The organism is Methylocaldum gracile (assembly GCF_053646815.1).
Window position 1 is genome coordinate 2,176,673 of sequence record NZ_CM132196.1, and the last position, 19,743, is coordinate 2,196,415.

At 59.9% G+C, this 19,743-nt stretch carries 21 protein-coding genes; 8 read left to right on the forward strand and 13 right to left on the reverse strand.

Features of this window, described 5'->3' with window-relative positions; all coding sequences use genetic code 11:
• Nucleotides 1-193 precede the first annotated feature (193 nt).
• The 3 genes from ACWJJK_RS09600 (at nt 194) to ACWJJK_RS09610 (ending at nt 1,610) form a co-directional block, all read left to right on the forward strand.
• Nucleotides 194-469, forward strand: a complete 276-nt coding sequence (locus ACWJJK_RS09600) for a cupin domain-containing protein (protein WP_240506759.1) — start codon at nt 194-196, stop codon at nt 467-469.
• 118 nt (nt 470-587) lie between these two features.
• Complete coding sequence (locus ACWJJK_RS09605) at nt 588-788, forward strand: glycosyl hydrolase family 65 protein (protein WP_086132992.1); 201 nt, start codon at nt 588-590, stop codon at nt 786-788.
• An 81-nt stretch (nt 789-869) separates the two neighbouring features.
• Entirely contained in the window at nt 870-1,610 is a 741-nt protein-coding gene (locus tag ACWJJK_RS09610; protein ID WP_156881889.1) for a hypothetical protein, read from the forward strand.
• Between the two features lie 11 nt (nt 1,611-1,621).
• Here the strand turns inward: ACWJJK_RS09610 and ACWJJK_RS09615 are convergent, their stop codons facing one another.
• On the reverse strand, nt 1,622-2,644 hold the full coding sequence (locus tag ACWJJK_RS09615; protein ID WP_086132990.1) for an HlyD family secretion protein: 1,023 nt from the start codon (nt 2,642-2,644) through the stop codon (nt 1,622-1,624).
• Between the two features lie 80 nt (nt 2,645-2,724).
• Here ACWJJK_RS09615 and ACWJJK_RS09620 point away from each other — a divergent pair, with 80 nt between their 5' ends.
• Nucleotides 2,725-3,333: a TetR/AcrR family transcriptional regulator gene (locus tag ACWJJK_RS09620; protein ID WP_077731361.1), complete on the forward strand. Its 609-nt coding sequence runs from the start codon at nt 2,725-2,727 to the stop codon at nt 3,331-3,333.
• Nucleotides 3,323-4,756, forward strand: a complete 1,434-nt coding sequence (locus tag ACWJJK_RS09625; RefSeq protein WP_156881890.1) for an efflux transporter outer membrane subunit — start codon at nt 3,323-3,325, stop codon at nt 4,754-4,756. Before ACWJJK_RS09620 ends, ACWJJK_RS09625 begins: the two co-directional genes overlap by 11 nt.
• 519 nt (nt 4,757-5,275) lie before the next feature.
• On the opposite strand, the gene ACWJJK_RS09630 is transcribed toward ACWJJK_RS09625, so the two are convergent.
• From ACWJJK_RS09630 to ACWJJK_RS09660, 7 genes are all read right to left on the reverse strand, one after another.
• Nucleotides 5,276-6,181: a SphA family protein gene (locus ACWJJK_RS09630; RefSeq protein ID WP_168183701.1), complete on the reverse strand. Its 906-nt coding sequence runs from the start codon at nt 6,179-6,181 to the stop codon at nt 5,276-5,278.
• Between the two features lie 252 nt (nt 6,182-6,433).
• Complete coding sequence (locus tag ACWJJK_RS09635; protein ID WP_086132987.1) at nt 6,434-7,351, reverse strand: alpha/beta fold hydrolase; 918 nt, start codon at nt 7,349-7,351, stop codon at nt 6,434-6,436.
• A gap of 142 nt (nt 7,352-7,493) precedes the next feature.
• Nucleotides 7,494-7,760, reverse strand: coding sequence for a hypothetical protein (locus ACWJJK_RS09640; protein WP_156881773.1), 267 nt, complete (start codon nt 7,758-7,760; stop codon nt 7,494-7,496).
• Between the two features lie 123 nt (nt 7,761-7,883).
• Nucleotides 7,884-8,387, reverse strand: a complete 504-nt coding sequence (locus ACWJJK_RS09645; protein ID WP_086132985.1) for a hypothetical protein — start codon at nt 8,385-8,387, stop codon at nt 7,884-7,886.
• Between the two features lie 141 nt (nt 8,388-8,528).
• On the reverse strand, nt 8,529-9,533 hold the full coding sequence (locus tag ACWJJK_RS09650) for a lipoprotein N-acyltransferase Lnb domain-containing protein (RefSeq protein WP_156881772.1): 1,005 nt from the start codon (nt 9,531-9,533) through the stop codon (nt 8,529-8,531).
• Entirely contained in the window at nt 9,530-11,482 is a 1,953-nt protein-coding gene (locus ACWJJK_RS09655) for an esterase/lipase family protein (RefSeq protein ID WP_454128930.1), read from the reverse strand. Before ACWJJK_RS09655 ends, ACWJJK_RS09650 begins: the two co-directional genes overlap by 4 nt.
• A gap of 4 nt (nt 11,483-11,486) precedes the next feature.
• On the reverse strand, nt 11,487-12,668 hold the full coding sequence (locus ACWJJK_RS09660) for a DUF4410 domain-containing protein (RefSeq protein ID WP_156881770.1): 1,182 nt from the start codon (nt 12,666-12,668) through the stop codon (nt 11,487-11,489).
• A gap of 1,069 nt (nt 12,669-13,737) precedes the next feature.
• On the opposite strand from ACWJJK_RS09660, the gene ACWJJK_RS09665 reads away from it, so the two are divergent.
• Nucleotides 13,738-13,905 (forward strand): TRL domain-containing protein, encoded by a 168-nt coding sequence (locus ACWJJK_RS09665; RefSeq protein ID WP_454129040.1) that lies wholly within the window; start codon nt 13,738-13,740, stop codon nt 13,903-13,905.
• A gap of 490 nt (nt 13,906-14,395) precedes the next feature.
• Here the strand turns inward: ACWJJK_RS09665 and ACWJJK_RS09670 are convergent, their stop codons facing one another.
• The 5 genes from ACWJJK_RS09670 to ACWJJK_RS09690 form a co-directional block, all read right to left on the reverse strand.
• Nucleotides 14,396-14,755, reverse strand: a complete 360-nt coding sequence (locus tag ACWJJK_RS09670; RefSeq protein WP_133718976.1) for a hypothetical protein — start codon at nt 14,753-14,755, stop codon at nt 14,396-14,398.
• A gap of 318 nt (nt 14,756-15,073) precedes the next feature.
• Nucleotides 15,074-15,391 (reverse strand): hypothetical protein, encoded by a 318-nt coding sequence (locus ACWJJK_RS09675; RefSeq protein ID WP_133718977.1) that lies wholly within the window; start codon nt 15,389-15,391, stop codon nt 15,074-15,076.
• 98 nt (nt 15,392-15,489) lie between these two features.
• Entirely contained in the window at nt 15,490-16,908 is a 1,419-nt protein-coding gene (locus ACWJJK_RS09680) for a PhoH family protein (protein ID WP_077731351.1), read from the reverse strand.
• A gap of 46 nt (nt 16,909-16,954) precedes the next feature.
• Nucleotides 16,955-17,431, reverse strand: coding sequence for a peroxiredoxin (locus tag ACWJJK_RS09685; protein ID WP_077731350.1), 477 nt, complete (start codon nt 17,429-17,431; stop codon nt 16,955-16,957).
• Nucleotides 17,432-17,444: 13 nt separating this feature from the next.
• On the reverse strand, nt 17,445-17,993 hold the full coding sequence (locus tag ACWJJK_RS09690) for a glycine cleavage system protein R (RefSeq protein ID WP_240502577.1): 549 nt from the start codon (nt 17,991-17,993) through the stop codon (nt 17,445-17,447).
• Nucleotides 17,994-18,151: 158 nt separating this feature from the next.
• Here ACWJJK_RS09690 and dapA point away from each other — a divergent pair, with 158 nt between their 5' ends.
• Nucleotides 18,152-19,027, forward strand: coding sequence for a 4-hydroxy-tetrahydrodipicolinate synthase (gene dapA / locus ACWJJK_RS09695; RefSeq protein ID WP_077731349.1), 876 nt, complete (start codon nt 18,152-18,154; stop codon nt 19,025-19,027).
• A 13-nt stretch (nt 19,028-19,040) separates the two neighbouring features.
• Nucleotides 19,041-19,715, forward strand: coding sequence for an outer membrane protein assembly factor BamC (gene bamC / locus ACWJJK_RS09700; RefSeq protein ID WP_077731348.1), 675 nt, complete (start codon nt 19,041-19,043; stop codon nt 19,713-19,715).
• Nucleotides 19,716-19,743 lie beyond the last annotated feature (28 nt).

Here is a 19,743-nt window from a genome sequence, read left to right on the forward strand (position 1 = left end):
GCGCCAATTCGGACCGCGCCGCTCAATCATTCGGCCGCGGTGTGGCCTGACCTCTCATTGAAGCGTCGTCTCGTTGCAAACATTCGTGGAGGAATCTGATGATCGGATACGTAACCAATATCGAGCAGGATACGCTCGCAAACCAGGGCTACCGGCGCGTGCTCTACACCGGTCGAATACGCAACTGGTGCTGATGACGCTCCAGCCGGGCGAGGAAATCGGGCTCGAGACGCACGCGGGGCACGACCAGTTCATGCGCATCGAATCGGGACCCGGCGTGGCCGTGCTAAACGGCGAGGAGCACCCGTTGAGCGATGGCGTGGCGGTGGTGATTCCGGCGGGCGTCGAACAGAACGTGATCAATACCTCATCCGACCAGCCGCTCGGGCTGTACACGCGCTACAGCCCGCCCGAGCATCCCGACGGCACCGTGCACCGAACGAAGGCCGACGAGTCCGCAGAACACTGAGATCGGCATTCGAGTGCCGAGATGAGCACTGCCGGCCCCATCATCACCCTTTTGCCGGTTATAACCGGCTGCGGACCGATATCGCCGGCCGCGTGTTCGGGGGCGATGTCCTCAGCAATTGCCCGACCAATTGGCGCGCCTCGACCTGCGCATCCGCTATCGAGGCCACACGCTCGATTTGCATCTGACCCGCGACGCTCTAACCGTGCACGGACGCGAGCCCGGTATCGCGCCGATCCGCCTGGCATTCAAGGATGAAGTACACGACTTCCCCGGCGGCAGCACGCACGTTTTCAGGCTCGGCGGCGCGGGACAGTGACGGATAGGCACGCCGTCCGCACTCCGCGGGTAGGAGCGCTTTCAAAGCACAACATGAAGTCCGTGTCACACCGAGCAGTCCATGTTTCGATCAGTTTTCCTACTTTTTGCCGTTGCAATTTTGGCATTTTCGAGCGCCGCTCCTTCTGCGGAGGAGATGCGCGCCGATCCGGATAACTATAAGCGGCAGATTTCCCGCCTAAAACCCGGAGATATTTTGCTTTTCAGCCCGGGCGTTTATCGGCAGGGAATTTTCATCGATGGGCGCAACGGGAGACCCGGAAAGCCGATCACGTTGGCAGGGATCGGAGGGCGCCCGATATTTCTGGCGAGGCCCGGCCAAGACACCGTCGTGCTACACGACTCCAGCTATATCACGCTTCGCAATCTGGAAATCGACGGAAGGGGAGTGATGGTCAACGGCGTTCAGGCTTCGGGAAATTTCGCCCATCACATCGTCCTGGAAGATTTGCTCATCCACAATCTCGGGCGACATCAGCAGTTGGTCGCGATCTCATCGAAATGCCAGGCTTGGGACTGGCAGGTTCGCCGCAATATCGTGATCGGTGCCGGGACCGGCATGTACTTCGGAAATTCGGATGGGAATCATCCTTTTTGGGGCGGCCTGATCGAAAACAATCTCATCATGAACACGATCGGCTACAACCTGCAGATCAAGCATCAGAACCCGAGGCCCAGGCTTCCCGGAATGCCGCTGGAATGGCCGGTTCCGCGGCGCATACTCGGCCGCGGGACGCAATCCGCGCTGGAGCCCTGCGCTCGAACTCAGGACGCCGGTGCGGTAAATTCCGGCCGTGCCTGACGGGGCAAGCGCTAGCGCACTTTGACCTTGACCACGGTGGAAAGGCCCGGCCTCAGCCGGCTCAGGTCGGTGCCGGGCCGGAACAGAATTTTTACCGGTATGCGCCTAACGATCTTGGTGAAGTTGCCGGTGGCGTTTTCCGACGGCAGCAGGCTGAATTCCGACCCGGAAGCCGGCGCGAAACTATCCACCGTCCCTTCGAACCGAATGTCGGGGTAGGCATCGACTTGGATGTCCACCGGTTGCCCCGGTTGCATGTGTCCGATTTGGGTTTCCTTGAAGTTGGCTTCCACGAAGAGCCCGTCGACCGGAACCAGATAGCCGAGTACGGTGCCGGGCTTCACGAGCTGGCCGACCTGCACGCTGCGATTGCCGATGATTCCGGCGAAAGGCGCCGTAATATGGGTGTTGGCAAGATCGATACGGGCCAGGTCCAGCGCGGCTTGAGCCGCCTGCAATCTGGCCCGGGTTTCGCCGATCTGGGCGTCCAGGGAGGCCAACTGGCTTTCCGCTTCCAGCCGTGACGAACGGTATTTCTCCCGTTGCGCGGCGGCCTGCTTATAGGCGGCTTCGGCAACATCGCGGGTTTGGGCCGACACCGCGCCGTCCGCCGCCAAATGGCCGAATCGCTTCAAGTCCTTTCCGGTCCGTTCCAGGTCGGCTTCAGCGGCGGCGATGTTGGCTTCTTCCTGACGGATCTTGGCGCTCTGTGCGCGCATGTCGGTTTCCAGGGTCTGGATGCGAGCCGTTTCCACCATGACTTGGGCTTCCGCCTGGGCAACCCTGGCGCGGAAGTCGTGGTCGTCGATCACGACGAGAAGATCGCCCGGCATCACCTTCTGGTTGTCCTGGAACAAGACTTCCTTGACGTAGCCCGTCTCTTTGGGACTGATCAGGCTGATGTGCGCCTTGAGATAGGTGTTGTCGGTAGTCTCGAACGGATGGATCGCCTCGAGCCAATACACGATGCCGGCCGCAGTCGAAACGATGAGTGTCAGGAGGACGAGGATGGTTTTTGAAGAGGGGAGGCGCATGGGCTTCGATTGCTGTACTACACGGTGTAGTTTAGTCTAGTCGCCGGTTCCACTTCAAAGCAATTCGTCCGAGCAGGATCATGACTACAATCCCCAATCCAAAACGACAGGCCATACTAGATGCGGCCAAGCGCACGTTTCTCGCAAGCGGCTACAGCGGTGCCAGCATGGAAGCCATCGCCGAGGCCGCGCCGGTATCGAAGCCGACGCTCTACAGTCATTTCCACAGCAAACAGGAATTGTTCGCCGCCGTGATCGGCGAACAATGCGAAGCCTTGCTGAGCACCCTTTCCCGTGCTCAGACCGAGTCGCTCGGTCCGGCAGCCGGCCTGAAAGCCATCGCCGGCGCTTTCGTCGATCTCATCTATTCCAACGAGGCCTTAAATCTCTATCGCCTGATCATCGCCGAGCAGCAGCATTTTCCGGAACTGGGCGAGTTGGTATACCGCTCCGGCCCGGAACCGATATTGCAACGGCTCTCGGTTTATCTCGGCGAACTGCGCGGACGCGCCGCTTTGCAAATCCTCGATGTGAACAGATCGAGCCGATCGCTATTAGGAATGCTGCAAGGCGATGAACATTTACGCTGCCTTTTGGGTTTGCAGCCGGGCTTGAGCGAGGCCGAAAAGGAACACCTTATCGAGGCCGCCGTTTCGCTGTTCCTCAAGGGACATGGTTATGACGCCTAAGCTGGGCTGGCTATGCGTGCTGATCGGCTTGGCCGGATGTACCGTCGGACCCGATTACCGGAAACCCGTGCCGGCCGTCCCGGATCGCTGGCAGGCCGGAAAGGAGGCGACCGCCGATCTGAAGCCGATCGACCCGGAGACTTTGAAAACCTGGTGGAAGAGCTTCGACGATGCGCGGCTGAGCCGTTTGATGGAACAGGCCTTGGGGGGCAACCTGGACCTCAAGATGGCGCTGGCCCGCATCGACCAGGCCAGGGCCGAACGACGCGGCACCCGCGCGGAATTGTTCCCGACCGTCGATGCCGCGGCGGGCGCCCAGCGCGCCGACAATCCCTTCCCCGGCCTTGCGCCCGGTATCCGTTACAACTTGTTCGAACTGGGGTTCGACGCCCTGTGGGAAATCGATCTATTCGGCCGTCAGCGGCGGCGGCTGGAAGCGGCATCCGCGGACCTGGAGGCGGCGCAGGAGCAACACGCCCAAGCTCTGGTGACGCTGGCGGCCGACCTGGCGCGCAGCTATATCGAATACCGCAGCCTGCAAAACCAGCTCGGCATCACCCGCGCCAATCTCGATGCGCAGCGGCATACGCTGAAACTGACGGAGCGGCTGTTCGACGAAGGCGTGGGGACACGGCATGACGTGGTGCGGGCACGGGCTCAGACCGAGACCACCGAGGCGCAGATTCCCGCCCTGGAGGGAGAGTTGACTGCCGTTCTTCGGCAACTGGAACTGCTGGTGGGGCAGCAGCCTGGTTCCCTGGCGGCCGAGTTGAACGAGGGTGGGGCCGTCCCCGTGGCACCGGGGCGGGCGATCCTGGCTTCCCCTGCGGAGACGATCCGCCATCGCCCCGATCTCCGCATCGCCGAACGCCAACTGGCCTCCGCCACTGCCATGCAAGGCGCCGCGATCGCGGAGCTGTTTCCGAAAATCTCGCTATCGGCTTTTTTGGGGCTGCGTAATACCGACATCGAAAATCTGTTTAAATCGGCGGCTTTCTCCTACAGTACAGGCGCCAATCTTTTGCAGCCGCTGCTCAACTTCGGACGCATCCGTGCCGGTATCGATTTGGCCGAAGCGCAGCAACAAGAAGCCTATTTCGCCTTTGAAAAGGCGGTGCTCGAAGCGCTTCGGGAAACGGAAACCGCGCTGACCCGGTACCTCAAGGAGGAGGCGCGGCGGCAGACCTTGGCACGTTCGGTGGCGGACCTGCGCGAATCGGTTCGGTTGTCCCAGTTACGCTATAACGTCGGCGTCATCTCGTTTTTGGACGTCCTGGATGCTCAGCGCGCTCTTTATGTCGCCGAAATCGAGCTGGCCCGGTCCGAAGCGGGGGCTTCCACGAATCTGATCGCGGTGTACAAAGCCTTGGGCGGCGGCGCAAACTCGCGGCCGCCACAGCCGGAAACCATTCAGGGGAAATGATGAATTGGAGCGTTTTCGGAAATGGCGGACAGTCGTGGGAGCGGGCTTTAGCCCGCGATCGAGCGCCGGAGTCGCGGGTTAGACCATTTCATACCTGCTGTACGGGCACTCGCGAGTAGGTCGGGAATCCCTTCCCAATCGCAAACGGACCTTTAGTCGGTCCCTTCCAATCGCAAACGTCGCTTTAGTCGCGACCTTCCAATCGCAAACGGTCATCCGGGGAAGGGCCTGGCCGGGAGCGCCGAAGCCGCCCTTCCCGACGGTGCAGTTGGGCCAATGGGTTCGTCGGCAAAGGATTGCCGACCTACAAATGCTTGAATCAATGCACCCGAGCCGAAGGCGGCAACGACTTCCGCCAAGCCCGTTTTGCGGTACGAGCGAGATGAAAACGCTCTAATGCCCACTCGCACATCCATCGTTTGAAGCTGGTCCTTACATCCGAATCGAAATCGCTCTTGGCATCCAACGTGCCGGTCCGGATCGGTTTCGGGTACTTGTTCCCATGCTGCGCTGATCGTGTCACGGCGGACGCCAGGCGAGGAACGATAGACCCACCACCAGAACCTGTCCCTCGGGTCGCGACTTGGCACCGAAATCCCATTCATACCGTGCTGTAAGCCGCGCCCGAAGCGCCGGTATCGTGATACCGATTTCGGGGCCGAGGCCAAAAACGCGCTCGCGTGCACCGCGGAGTGCCAGCGGAAGATCAGACCCGCGATCATCGGCGACCTGCCAGAGACCATAGCCCACGATGCCGGCATCCAAAACTTGAAACCATCTCCCTCCAAGTCCCCCCTGTATTTGCACGGTATCGCCTCGGGTGACGTCGATTCCGATCTTCTGGTGATAGAGGTTGTAACTCGCGAGGACGGACAGTCTAAAAGCTCGCTCGTCATCGAAAAAAAGCGTTCCGCCCAACGAGAATTGCTGTGACCATTGTGACCGTCCGAGCCCTTTGCGGTCGGCCTGACCGGTTGGCGCATAGAAACTGTAGGACGCCACGGTGTCCAGGTGTGGCAGACGCCATCCGAGCTTCAGCGGCTCGACGAAAATGTCCCCGAGACCAAACCGATCAATGTCGGCGGATGGTACATCGGCTTTCGTCGATACCCATGCGACCGGAACCGCGAGCGCTGCGCTCAGGTATGGTGCTCCTTCGGGCTTGAGTGTCGCGGAGACGCCCAACACATTCGCGTGAGCATCTATATCGAGGCCTTTCACCGGAACCAGACCACCTCGTCGATTTCTCAGCTGATCGGCGGAGAAATAAATGAACCGGTCCCCCACGTACACGCCTTCATCGGGCTGAGTACCGGCGTCAAGCCCCACTGCCCCGAGGATCTTATGGCCTAGGTCCCCGTCGGCCATGGCGGTGGCCGAACGCAGGAGCAGGGCTGCCGTCATCCAACACAGGATAATTCTCATGCCGCATCCACTTATGGGAGCCGCAAACAATGTATTTTCCGATAACGCCATGCCAATCAAATAGCCTTCCGCATCACGCCTGGCTACGACTTAAGGAAGCTCTGATTAAGTCCTTCGACAGGCTCAGGACGAACGGTAACGTATTGATTCCGTTCGTGGTGAGCCCTTCGGCTCGGCTCAGGACCGGCTTGTCGAACGCTCTCCTGAGCCTGTCGAAGGGGCATGAACGGAGTCCGCTTGTTCAGAACTTCCTTAAGGCGAATTGAATTCCGAGTTCGCCAAAATTCGATTGAGCAGTTTCGATGTTCGGGGGCTTTTGAGGATGTTCACATGTGATTCCGAAACTCCGTAGCAATGCACTGCTTCCTCTTGAGCTTCCCAGCGCAACTGGCTGCTCAGGCTGATCGCACCATCGTCGGATTCCGTAGGCAGAAATCCGAAAATAAGGTGGTAAGCCGAGTCGACGGGAAGCATACGGCGTTCGGATTTCTCATTCACGTTCCGATAGAAAAGCCGGGTCAAGAATTCACTCCCCGGTGCCATGTCGTACCAAACACTAATGGGCCTAGGTGCATAATCCACTCCCCACCAGGCGGCAGGGTGGCCGTCCCACGGGGAAGCGATGGAAACAAATACCGAAACGAGATGATCCCATCGGGTCTCGGCATGCTGCAGGATGAAACTCCTTGCCACCAGTCCTCCCATGCTGTGTGCCACGACGAACAGCTTGCGAACGGGATGCCGGGCCTTCAGCCGTCGCACCATCTGGTCGAGATAGAAGCCGACTGTGTCGAGGCGAGCGCCGGACGGGTAGTAAAAAACCCAGGGTTGGTACCGATTGTGATCCATGTGCTCGATCAGATAAGCAAAGTCCACGGGCGTGCCGTTGATGCCGTGCACGAACAGAACCGGTGTCTTTTCGGGGCGGTAGGCTCCCAGAAAATAGAGACCCGGTTTCGCTTCCCACAGGAAATCGAGCGGGTGCCACAGGCCTTTTTTGGCGTTCCCCCGTGAGAATCTGGGGTCACCGAGGCTGGTTACCTGCCCAAACGTAATGGCGCGGCCCAACTCCGCGTTCAGCCGGTCGCCAGCACAGCCTGCCAGCGCGACCGTAACTACAACAAACAGGGCGCACCTGGCCCCATGCCAAGACGAAACTCGGTCCATCATCGCTCCTCCCTGCGATCTTCTCGTCCTTGAGATCCTTCACCTGCTGGTTGAACACCTACACCGCCTCCTGCGGCAGCCCTTCACACCCTTCCACCTCCGGAGCTCGAGGTAGCCGCGTTCCCATTACGGCTTCTAAGTACATTCAGGGAAGTCTTGCGGCATAGGCAACCTGCAGGACAACCCCGCCAATCAAGCCAATCTGTCGAGATTCCGCAAATATTTGCGGAATGTACTTAGACGGAGAGGCCGGCTCCTTCTGAACTGCTTTTGACGCCGAACCGTGCGTCGAATCACTGATCGAGCGTAGCTGATCGCAATCGAAACCGGTCAAGCCGATGCCGAACGCCTCGGAAAACGGCTGGGCGGCAGTGTAGTCCATACGAAATTCGTCTTCGCTCATACCTTTCATGGAGCGCATCCAACCTGTCCTAAGCCTCTTGAGCATTTTCCGGTTCGGCGTGGCGCTTCCAAGGGTTGTAGTGCGGCAAACCTTTGCCGACCTACCGGGCGCTACGCCGCGGCGGAAAATGCGCTAGCGCTCTTTCGGCATCAAGGGGATTGAGGAACCGACAACCACGTCCCCGGCTCCCTGCAAGACGCTTTCCACTTGTAGAAACCGTGCTCCGACAGCCTTCGATGTCGCTTTTGCGATTTTGCCGTAGTACTTATCGAGCAGCGCAATCCGCGCTTTGCGAAAATCGAGGGAACGCTTGACGAGTTCGTCGGCCTTTGACTCGCTCATGTTTTCAAAGGTATCCGCATAATCCTTGATCACGGCTAAGCGTTTGTCGTTCAGCTTCATCAAGTCGGCTTCGTATTGGTGGTACAGGCTCCAAAACTTCTTGCCTTGTTCTTCGCTCAGATTCATCGACTGCTTGACGAAATCCCGCCTGTCTATGCGGGTACTGGCGCGAAACAGGGCGAGTGCGTCTTGCCCGGTAGCTTCGGCGGGGGCTGTTTCGGCTTGTGCCCCGTGACTGATCAGCAAGCTGACCGCTGCGACCGCGAATGCGAGGGACAACAGTTTGGTTTTCATGCGTTACTCCTATCCTTGGGTGGTTGTGAAATTTTCATTGCATAGAGAAGCGGAAGCGTATCGGTTCATCGCGACGATAGATCCCGGCGCCTTCGCCGCTGCGTTCATCCTCACTCCCGCATTCTGAAGCAAGTTTCCTTGTTACGGAAAGCCCGCCCTGATCCGCCGGGAAAAGTCCGGCGCCTGGTCCGCCGCCCGCGCCGCTGCATTGATATGCGAGCGCCGCTTGAGTTCCTCGAAGGGCAGGCTCCGGTCGAGGCGTCCCCTCTCGTAGGCGTACTCCGGGGCATACCCGCTCAGCAGCACCTTCCATGAATACGGGAGGTGGCCGGGATTCACGGCCGCATGGGTGAGAATCAGGGTAGTACAGTTGGTCGTGAGCGTGTTGTAGAACCGCGGGTGCTCCCGCAGTTCATTAATCTCGCGCATGTAGTCGAGGAAAACGCGGCGGCCGTTCTCGATCGGCGCGATCACCCGGAACAGATAAACGTCTTCCGGCGGATCCTTCCGGTAGTTCGTCCGCACCCGGATGGCGTCGCGCTCGTCGGCGACGACGTACACCAGTTCGTACTGCCGGAAGAGGCCGGGGAGCGTCGCATAGGGCCTGGTGCGATCCTTCCGTACCTCGATGGAGATGGCCAGGTGATCGTCCCCGAAGCCGAAGGTGACGAACAAATGGGCGATGGCCGGCCCCATCCAGTAGGAGGCGACGAGATCGACCCGGTCCAGGCGCCGAAGGTCGAAGCTGCGGTCGTAGTAGGCGGGCGTGAAATCGGTCTCCGTGCGGTAGTCGAAATTGCGGATGTTATGGACGGTCACACGGTCGCCGTCGAGGGTGGCATAGGGAAGCACGGCCACCTCCGGCTGCCAGTCGCGGTCATTCGAGGGCGTCGCGCCGCCCCAGACGACCAGGACCGGCACGAGGGCCATGGCGAAACCTACTCCCGCGAGCCGGCGAGTCCGCCGGACGAACAGGGCGATCAAGGCCGCCAGCCCGACGGCGGCAAAGCTCCAGGCCGCCGCCGTGCGGACCCCGGCCGATCCCGCCCCCAGGTAATAAAGGACCAGCGCTCCCCAGGCGGTAGCGCCGGCCATCACGAGGCCGGCCAGGACCAGGCCAACGATCGCGCCGATCCGGCGCCTCATGGGCGGCGCCCCTCGAATGCCGCCGCGTGCTCGAGCAGGATGCGCCGGATGTCCTCGATGACCTCGGGCTTTCCCTGGCAGGAGTGGTCCGATCGGACCACCTTTTCCGTAACCGCCTCGTCGATGTGGGCGCTCCGGTAGGCCACCACGCCATCGTCTCCCGCCTCCTTGGGGCCGTCGCCCTTGACGCAGATGATGGAATGGGCGGGAATCCGGGGGTCGACCCGGATGGTTTGCAGGACTTGGAGGCCGGGGTTCTCCGGATTCATGTTGTCGACGGCCGTCGGGGGCCGGCGAAGCAGCGCGATCAGCTTTTCATCCCCGGTCAAAGTGGCGGCTTGCGCGACCTGGCTGAATACGCCCACCGGCAAGGTCACGAGCCAGGCCGCGATGGCGCCGATCCGGCCGGAGGCCAGCAGCGCGCCGTGGTGGGGGGTCGCTACGAATACCACCCGCCCGACGAAGGGCAGGGGCGTGTAGAACGCCGTCTGCCGGAGGAGTTCGCGGGTCTTGGGGTCGACCTGGATGGAATCGAAAGGCTTGCTGCTGACGCGATCCCAGAATCGGCTGCCGCTGTCGATCGCGGTGAGCTTGGTCAGAAGCCCCCCCTGGCTGTGCCCGATCACCACCATGTCGCGCAGGGCCGGGTCCTTGCCCTCGGGATCGAATTCCTTCACCGCGGCCGTCAGTGCCGCCCGCAGTTGACCCGCCGAGTAGGCGATGGGGTTGCCGGTATCGTAGAGAAACAGCCAGATATGGAACCGCTCGCGGATGCGCGGATCGCCCTGGAGTTCGTTGAACAGTTCGGCCCAGCGCGCGGGGCTGGAGGCCGTCCCGTGCACTAGCACCACCGGAATCTTCCCGGACCGGTAAGGTTGCATCATGGCCAGGCCATCCTGGGCGCGGTCGCGCGGCATCAGGCCCCGGAAGGCACCGCCCCGGAGAAATCCCTGGATCTCCGCGGCGTAGATCGGGCTGCCTTCGAGCTGGTAGGCAAGTGCCGCCGTCGGGTCGGATTCGAGGGGCTGGTCCCGCCCGTCGACCTGCACCGTCGAAGTCTGATCGGCGGCGTACACCTCGATCCGCCCCCGGATCCGCCCCTCGCCCAGGCTGGCACGGGCGTGCTCGAAACGCAGCAGCGCGGTGACCGGGACCTTGGTACGGGGGCCAAGGCGTTCCGAGCCGACCACCTTCGCCGATGCCTGTCTCTCCGCAAGGCTCGCTGCCAGGGGCGCGCCGAGGCCGGGGGTGCGGTAGCGGTTCCGGAGGCCCCGAACTTCCAGGGTGGTCGTCGGGATGAATCGGTCAAGCCGGTAGCCTCCCCACGTCAGCCCGGTGTCGTCCAGGCTTACCCCCAAGGTTCCGAAGGGAAGCTTGTACACACCGGGCGTCAGCCGCACCTCGTTCTTGTCCACGCCCTTGCCGTGGGCGGCCAAGCCTTTGGCGACAGCCTGGTTGTAAAGATCGTAGGCTAGCCGGAAGCGGGGGTCCGATGGTTGGAGAGGCGTGCCGGCGGCGTCGTCCGGGAACAGGAGCGCCCAGGCATACACGGACGACGCGAGGAAATACGCACGGTCGCCCGTGCGGTCGCCATGGAGAAAGGACAGCTCCGCCAGCGCGAACAGGCGGTCGTCGTCCCCCGACGGGTTTAGCCCGCGATGGAGTTCGGCGAGCACCGCCGCCGGTTCCGCGCCGAACCGATCCAGGAGCCCTAAGCGCCTGAGCACCATTTTCGAGGGCTCCGACGGCTGCTCCGCCGAGAGCGCGCTCTCGGTATGAATGCGATAGGCGGTCTGGATGTCCACGTGCCTCACGCCGACCGGCGTCGCGCATCCGGAAAGGACCAATGCGAGGCCGGCGAGCCTCAAAATCCATGGCACGGTCGGTACGAGCCATCGCTGCTTTGCTGAATGCTTCGAAGCCTTCATACGACCCCCTTGTCGTTTCACCCGATCAGATCCAGCCCTGTTCCTGGAATTTCACCCGCAGTTTCTCGGCGATTTCCTGGGCAGTCCGCTGGGCGGCGCCTTCGATCGTCTCCAAGCCTTTCTCCTCTCCCCTGAGTTTCGACGCGCCGCCGACGATAAGGCTGATGGGGTTTCCGGTCGCGGCGAGGGTTGCGACGCCCACCAGCATGCCTGGCGTTTTGCTACCCCCGGATTCGAGTTGGCCCGATCCAAGTCGGCGCAGACCCTGCCTGGTCATCAGATAGCCTTCTACCACCGTCCTCAGCTCGGCGGCCCCGGAGCCGAAACCGACCAGCACACGCTCACCGGCGCTGCCCGGGTCGATGGAGACGGAATAGGCCCTGATTACCAGGTCGCCGACCCGCGGCGGCGGCTGGCCCGCGGCCCGCACTGCCGGAAGCCCCATGTCCCGGATCTCCGCGACCAACTCCTTCGCGACATGAGCACCCAGCTGGCGACCGGTCTCGATCTGCTCCGCCGTTTGCGGCGTCGGGTGTTCGGCAGATCGGCCCGCGAGAGCGGACCCGGCCGGAACATCGGCGGAGGTCGCGGCAAAGTCATGGACGATGATGCGGTCGGGGCGCGCGACCCTTTCGCCCGTGTACGGCTGGCGCGTGGTGACGTCGCTGGACGCGCATCCGGACAAAATGGCCAGGGCATCTTCGAAGATCGCCGCCAGAAAATAGCGTGCCTCCAGAATACCCTTGGGCGCGGACTGGGCGTAGACCTCCCTTAGGGCCGAATCGTACTTCGGTCCCAGAAATGCGAACGGCGCGATCAAGGCGCCGGTGCTGATGCCGGTGACGCCTTTGAATACGGGCCGGGTACCCCCCGCGGTCCAGCCGCACAAGAGCCCGGCGCCGAAGGCCCCATTATCGCCCCCTCCCGAAAGGGCCAGGAAGTTGGCCGGGGGAAGCGTGTCCGCCTGGTTCTGTCGGGTAAGGTAGGCGCGCTCCCGGTAGAAGGTTTCCATCGCATCTTGGACAAATTCCGGCATCTCGGTGCGAACCACGTAACGGATTCCGGGCAAACCGACGACTTGGGCTTTTTCTGACCAGGCTTGCGGGACTGCGGGTCGCCGCGTGGGCAGCGAACAGGCGGAAAGGCAGACAATGGCGGCGAGCAGGAGCAAGCCGAACGAGTGGTCGTGCGAAATTATTCCATTCATGGGCCCACTCCGGGAGAGCAGCGATGACCAGCCGCATCGTTATTTATCACGGGAAAACCCCCGGCTCTGCCGCAATGCCATTAAGTTAAGCCGTCATTCCGGCAGGGATTGCTCACCCCATCCCTGGGGTTCGTCCTTCGGACCGTGCTCCGCACGTCCAAATTTGCTCCGGGCAAATTTGTGCCGGACAAACCGGCAGGGCGAGGCGCAATGCGGCGAGCGGGCAGGCCAGGGAAGGACTGCCCAGGACTCGCGAGCGAAGCGGGACGGCGTAGCGTGGCGAGGCCGGTTTGCACGCATCGCGCCCGAAGGGTGCCGGGCAGGATCGCCCGGCATGAATCCAGTTCACAGGGATTGTGAACGGTCGAAACCATCCGTGGTCACTGGACCCCGGCACTCCAATCGCAAACGGGCCTTTAGTCGGCCCCTTCCCTGCCGGGGTGACGACATGGCTTTTGCCCGATGGCGGTCAGGCCCCTTTGAGGGGCCAGCCGTCGAAAGCCACCGGCTTTGCCGCTGGATCGTTTCTTAAACATCTGAAAACGTCCGACCATGGAGTTCTGCCGCGGAAACCGCGGATTGTCTCGATCTCGCGGATCCGCGACGAAGCCGGAGAGCGTCGGGTCGTGCTGCAAAGTCGGTCATCCAACGCAACGCCGAAGAGACCGGAAATTGGTAAATCTTCGTATGCCGCAGGGCGGGAGCATGGGCTCGAAGGCACCGGTTTCCCATGAACCAAGCCTAAGCGCGGAACATTCTCCCTTGCGCAAGATCGAAAATTGCATTGAGACCTCAATCCGATCACTCCGGTGCGCAGGCCCTGGAGTAATCGACGTTGAAGCTGCCAAGGCTTCGGCAGTGATTGAGGCCTCACGGCATTGGGAGTTGTTGCCTCGATTGATAAGGTAAGCTTCCTGGGACGCCTCAAACTCTAATGACGGAGGGAATTATGAAGTCAACACGGAATGTTGTAAGAATCGGGTTCTCGTCTATCGCCATGCTTTTTTTGGCCGGATGCGTATCCGGCCCCAACATGACCTGGTTGCCGGCAGGCGCCATCTCCACCGATATGATTCTCCCCGTTCAAGTCGCCGCCGGCTCGGAAGGCGCTAGGGGACCGGGTCTGAAGCAGGGCACGGCGAGCTGTAAGGCGGTGCTGTTCATCGCGGGTTGGGGGGATTGCAGTGTTCAAGCGGCGGCGGCCGCTGGCGGCATAACCAATATCAGGTTCACGTGATGTAGGTGTGCCGCCATACAGGATGGGAATAAGCGTTTTGCCGCTGTTCAGCGATAGCTCGTGCAGAAGGAGGTCGGAATAGGGAATGTCGGTGTCTGAGGAAGAGGCGGCTTTGGCTTTGTTGCTCCCGTCACCAGTGATCAAGAACAGAATCACCCGGGATTGACGGATATAATCCTTTAGCTGCTCGATACGAGAGCTTTCCGGGCGAGCGTCCCAGTGTTCGACGACGATTCGTTCCGGATGAAAATAGCGGCGCAGGTACCGATAAAGGGCCAATGCCGGAGTGGCTGCGGAGACGTGGTCGTAGCAGATAAAGATATCGCAATGAGGCACAGCCTACTCCGCCTGATTAGTGGATCGGCCTATGCTTACGGTGCTTTCCTCGCAGAAGCTTCCCGGTGCCGATGCTCGCATCCGTGGGCCATCCCTGACCCTCGATATCCTAGTGAGATTAGAGGCGCAAACAACTCGCGTGTCTGTGAAATATTCACATTCCGGAGCTGGCGTCTTTTGACAAACGGCCTACGGCCGTTTGCGCTTCGGTTTTTGCTTGCAGTACCGCATTTTCGATCAGCAGTCGGGCAGTCGCCGCGCTCAAACCATTTCGAGTTCCGGCGGTTTCAAGCCCCGATTCATGCCAGGCCATTTCTTCGACCGCCAGTTGTCGTGCCCCGCTCCAAGCCGCATGCGCCATGAGCGGAGACAGCTTGCCGTCCGGATCGAACCGCTTTATCACATAGTCCGCGATTGAATCCGGGGTGGCCGTGTCCCCGAGTAAACAAATCCCATCCCAAATCAGAGCTCGCACGACGGAGCTCATCTCTTTTTCGTCATATTGTGTCGTCATTCTCGTTATCTCAGATGTCAACGCTACCCGCCCTGCAGCCGAGGCAGAAACGCATTCATGTTTCGCTTCGAGTCGATGAGCGTGATGCTTCGCTCGGACGGCTCCGCTAAATGCCAAGAAGTCCGGGCGAGCCTTCAAGCAGAAGGCGGTTTGATGGATTTAGCCTGGGAAATAGACCGCATTCGAGGGCTGACCGTCAAGTCGAGTCAGCGGTGTTTGAGCAGTGTCTGAAGCGCCGGTGCTCAAACCGGCCCCATCGCGGGTCGGCGATTCCAACACTAAAACATAGACTTATCGGCAACAACGCGCATCGGCGCGTCAGGTTCGATTCGGTTCTTCGCCAAAGATCAGGGAAAGTCGGCGGAGGGGCGGCGGTGCGTGGGGTTCCGCAGAATAGGCTTTTATCAAGACGCGAACATGGGGCAGAGACTCGGGCGTGAAATAGACGAAGTAAGCCGTTTCATCATCGGACTCGGTTCCATACATGGCCATTCCCTTTGGCCCGTTCCGGGCAATGTAGATGCGCCGGAACGTGCCCCGGATGACGGCTACTTCTCCGCCTTCGTATTCGTCGCGTGTCAGCCGGATGCGATACCAGGTTTCAGATTCCCGCCCGGCTGGGGTTTTTTCGTCCAAGGATCTTTACTCTATCCGTAATGTCCTTTTATTAGACCTTGCCTGGTCCGCCGGATTCTCATGCGTCGTAGCGAGTTGTCGCCGGCCCTATCTATCTCTTATAGAGTATCCGCGGCAAAATCCGCCAGGCGGGAGCGCTCGCCCCGCTTCAAGGTGATGTGGGCCGCATGGGGCCAGTCCTTGAACCGATCGACCACGTAGGTAAGCCCCGACGTCGTGCCGGTCAGGTAAGGGGTATCGATCTGGGCGATGTTGCCGAGACAGACGATCTTGCTGCCGGGACCGGCCCGGGTAATCAGCGTCTTCATCTGCTTCGACGTCAGGTTTTGCGCCTCGTCGAGAATGATGAAGCGATTCAGGAAAGTGCGTCCGCGCATGAAGTTGAGAGAACGCATCTTGACGCGGTTCAACAGCAAGGTGTTGGTGGCCTGCCGCTCCCAAGTGGAGCCGTTTTCATGGCTGCTCAACAACTCCAGATTATCGAGCAGCGCACCCATCCAGGGCGTCATCTTTTCCTCCTCGGTGCCGGGCAGAAATCCGATGTCTTCGCCCAAAGGGATCGTTTCCCGTGTCATCACGATTTCTCGGTAGATTTTCTGCTCGAGCGTCATGGCAAGACCAGCCGCCAGAGTCAGCAATGTCTTGCCGGTTCCGGCGGTGCCCAGCAGGGTGACGAAGTCGATCTCCGGATCAAGCAGCACATTGAAGGCAAAATTCTGCTCCCGGTTGCGCGCCTGAATGCCCCACACCGCGTGCTGCGGGGTTCGGTAGTCGCGGGCCAGTTCGATGATGGCACTGCCGCTCTCCTTGCTGCGGACGATGGCTTCGAAATTCGATTCGTCGGGAAGGTAAAGAAACTGATTGGGATACCAGTCTTTCAACGATGGACCGGAGACGCGGTAAAAGGTACGGCCCTGTTGGTCCTGCCAGGAGTCCATCTTGCTGCCGTGGGTTTCCCAGAAATCGAGCGGGAGCTCGAACGCTCCGCTGTATAGCAGATTGATGTCGTCCAGTACCTGATCGCTGTGGTAGTCCTCGGCCCGTATTCCGAGCACCGAGGCCTTGATCCGCATATTGATGTCTTTCGACACCAGCACCACCTGGGTTTCCGGTTGTTCTTCCGACAAGGCCAGCATGGTGGCGAGTATGGAATTGTCCGGCAAATCGCCGGGCAGGCTTTCCGGAAGCACCGAGTCCATGCGCCGAACCTGAAAAAACAAGCGTCCGCTGCATTTTTCGTCGATTCGGGACGCGTATTGCAGTTGATTTAGAGGAATACCGTTGCTGATCGCATGGATATCGGCGTGTTGGATCAATTCGTCCAGAAAGCGGCTGGCCTGACGGGCATTGCGGGCGACGTCCGACAGGCCCTTTTTCGAATGGTCCAATTCTTCCAGCACGATCATGGGGATGTATATGTCGTGCTCCTGAAAGCGGAACAGCGAGGCCGGATCGTGCATCAGCACGTTGGTATCGAGTATGAAAAGCTTGCGCTCTGGGGTTTGATCTTGGGTCATATTGTATTGCGGTTGGAATACGGGGATCGCGGACTGAAAGGGCGCGTTAGCGGCCGATCAATTCCCGGATTTTTCCCAGAACCTCTGTTGCATGGCCTTTGACGCTGACTTTCCGCCATTCGGCGGCAATCGCGCCGGCCGGGTCGATGAGAAAGGTGCTGCGCTCGATGCCTCGGACCTGCTTGCCGTACATGTTTTTCATCTTGATGACGTCATACAGCTTACAGATCGTTTCGTCCTGGTCGGAAATCAGTTCGAACGGAAATTCGAACTTGCATTTGAAGTTTTCGTGGGACTTTACTGTGTCGCGCGAGATGCCCAGAATCTCGGCGTTCAAATCCTGAAATTCGGCGTACAGATCGCGAAAATCTTGTCCTTCCTGCGTACAGCCGGGCGTGTTGTCTTTGGGATAGAAGTAAAGGACGACGTACTTATCTCGATAATCCTGAAGCGTGATGGTCTTGCCCGAAGTGCCCGGAGCCGAAAAATTCGGCGCGGCATGGCCCGGAGAGGTTGTGGTCATGATGATTCCGATTTTAGCGTTTTACGGGTTCGAGTATGGCATCCAGGTTCTGCTGATCGCAGAAGTCCAGGAATTCGTCGCGCAGCGAGACGATGCGCATTCCGGTCGGGATTTTGACGACCATATGCGCGAGAAACAATGGGGTACCGCTGAAGGGAGCCGGATAGCGGCTGGTGCTGAGATCCAGAATTTTGATGTTGCGGCTGGCAAGAAACACGCTGAGCTCGTGAATGCTGTTGATTTGATCGGTGGCGAAGATGTCGATCGCATAGGGCAGGGTATTGTCTTCTCTATCTTCCGGCTCACGTCCGCGCAGCGTGTTGATCTTCATCGCAAAGCGGTTGGCCAGATTTTCGAATGCGCTTTCCAGCCGCACGATATGATTCCAATTGCCTTCGACCAATAAATGGCCGGCGAATTCATGCCCCAGCTCGGTCATGCGGCTTTCGAGAATCGTGCATTTGCAGTCCTTGATGGCGCGGGTGATTTCCACGATCAGATCCGGGCGATCTTCGCCAAGGACGGTGATGACGAGCTGCATAGACGTGTTGTTTCTCTTCATGAAAAAATGCGAAAAGTGTATCACTTTCATCCAGTTGGTGCCGCAGCCGGCGGAGCTTCGATTCCCGCCGGGTTTCCCGCGGTTACACGGCTTACGCGGTTGTCAGATGCCGGCGGCGCACGGTAACATGTTCTTTTTATTGAACCGAGTTAAGTTGCATGATTCAAGGTAGCATCGTCGCGTTGGTGACCCCGATGAAACGGGACGGCACACTGGACGACGAAAGTTTGAGCCGTTTGATCGAATTTCATATCGAACAGGGAACCGATGCCATCGTTGCCGTGGGAACCACCGGAGAATCGGCGACTCTCGATGAGGCGGAGCACTGCCGCGTTATTCAATTTGTAGTGGACCGGGTCGGCGGCAGGATTCCCGTAATTGCCGGCACCGGCGCCAATTCCACCACCGAAGCGATCAACCTGACGGCGCGAGCCAAGGACGCGGGGGCGGATGCCTGTCTGTTGGTGACGCCTTATTACAATAAGCCCACGCAGGAAGGACTTTATCTTCACTATAAAGCCGTTGCCGAGGCGGTGGACATCCCTCAGATTCTTTATAACGTTCCCGGCCGAACCGCGTGCGACATGCTGCCTGCAACGGTCGCGCGTCTTGCCCAAATTCCCAATATTGTCGGCATCAAAGAGGCCACTGGCAATTTGGATCGGGAGAGAGAGATTATGCGCTTGTGCGGTCCGGATTTCCTCCTTTATTCGGGCGATGATGCAACCGCGTGCGAGTTCTGTCTCCTCGGAGGAAAAGGGGTGATTTCGGTAACGGCCAACGTGGCGCCCAAGCTGATGCACGAGATGTGCGCCGCGGCGATCGCCGGCGATGCGGAGACCGCCCGCGCCATCGATGCCAAGCTGGCCGCTCTCCATCGCGATTTGTTCATCGAATCGAATCCCATCCCGGCCAAATGGGCGGTGCACGAACTGGGACTTATCGACGCAGGCATTCGCCTGCCGCTGACTTGGCTGTCGGAAAGCTGCCGTGAGCCGGTGCGCAGCGCGATGCGCCAAGCCGGTGTGATCTAACGTTTAATGCAACATGAATCGATTCGTTCCCAGAGCGGTTATTTTGGCCTCAAGCGTTTTCGTCTTGAGCGGTTGCAGTTTCGTTGCCGGGCTGTTTCCCGATAAGCAGAAACAATATAAGTACAGCTCAGAGATTCCCGCCTTGGAAATCCCGCCGGATTTGCAGGCATCGACCATCGAAGGGGGCGACGAGCGACCCGCGGCGGGTGAAAACAGGGATCGCTCGGATCGGTACAGTCCGGCCGCGGAGACACAAACCAAGGCCGACGATCAGCCGAGTGGATCACAGGCCACGTTAGCGCAAAATTCCGAAGACATTCCGCTGATCGAGCTCGAAGCGCCCTATGCCGAGGCCTGGAACGATGTGGGCAAGGCGCTTGGCCGGCTCAGGCTGGAAGTCAGCGATCAAAACCGGTCGGACGGAGTCTATTATGTCTATTTCAGCGGTGACGATAAGCCTTACGAAGACCGCGGGTTCCTGGGCGACATCGGCTCCTTCTTCACGGGTTCCGAAACGCCCGCGAAGGAATATCGCATCAAGTTGGAGGACAGGCGGGACGTAGTCGTGATCTATGTTCTCGACCAAGAAGGCAAGCCTCAGAGCGAAGGGCCGGGATTCGAGCTGCTCAAGCGGTTGCACCAAACCCTGCAGTCGCTCGGAGAACCCCAGGAACCGGAAAAGGAATAACTTTTCCGCGTTGTTTCCAACAAGCGAT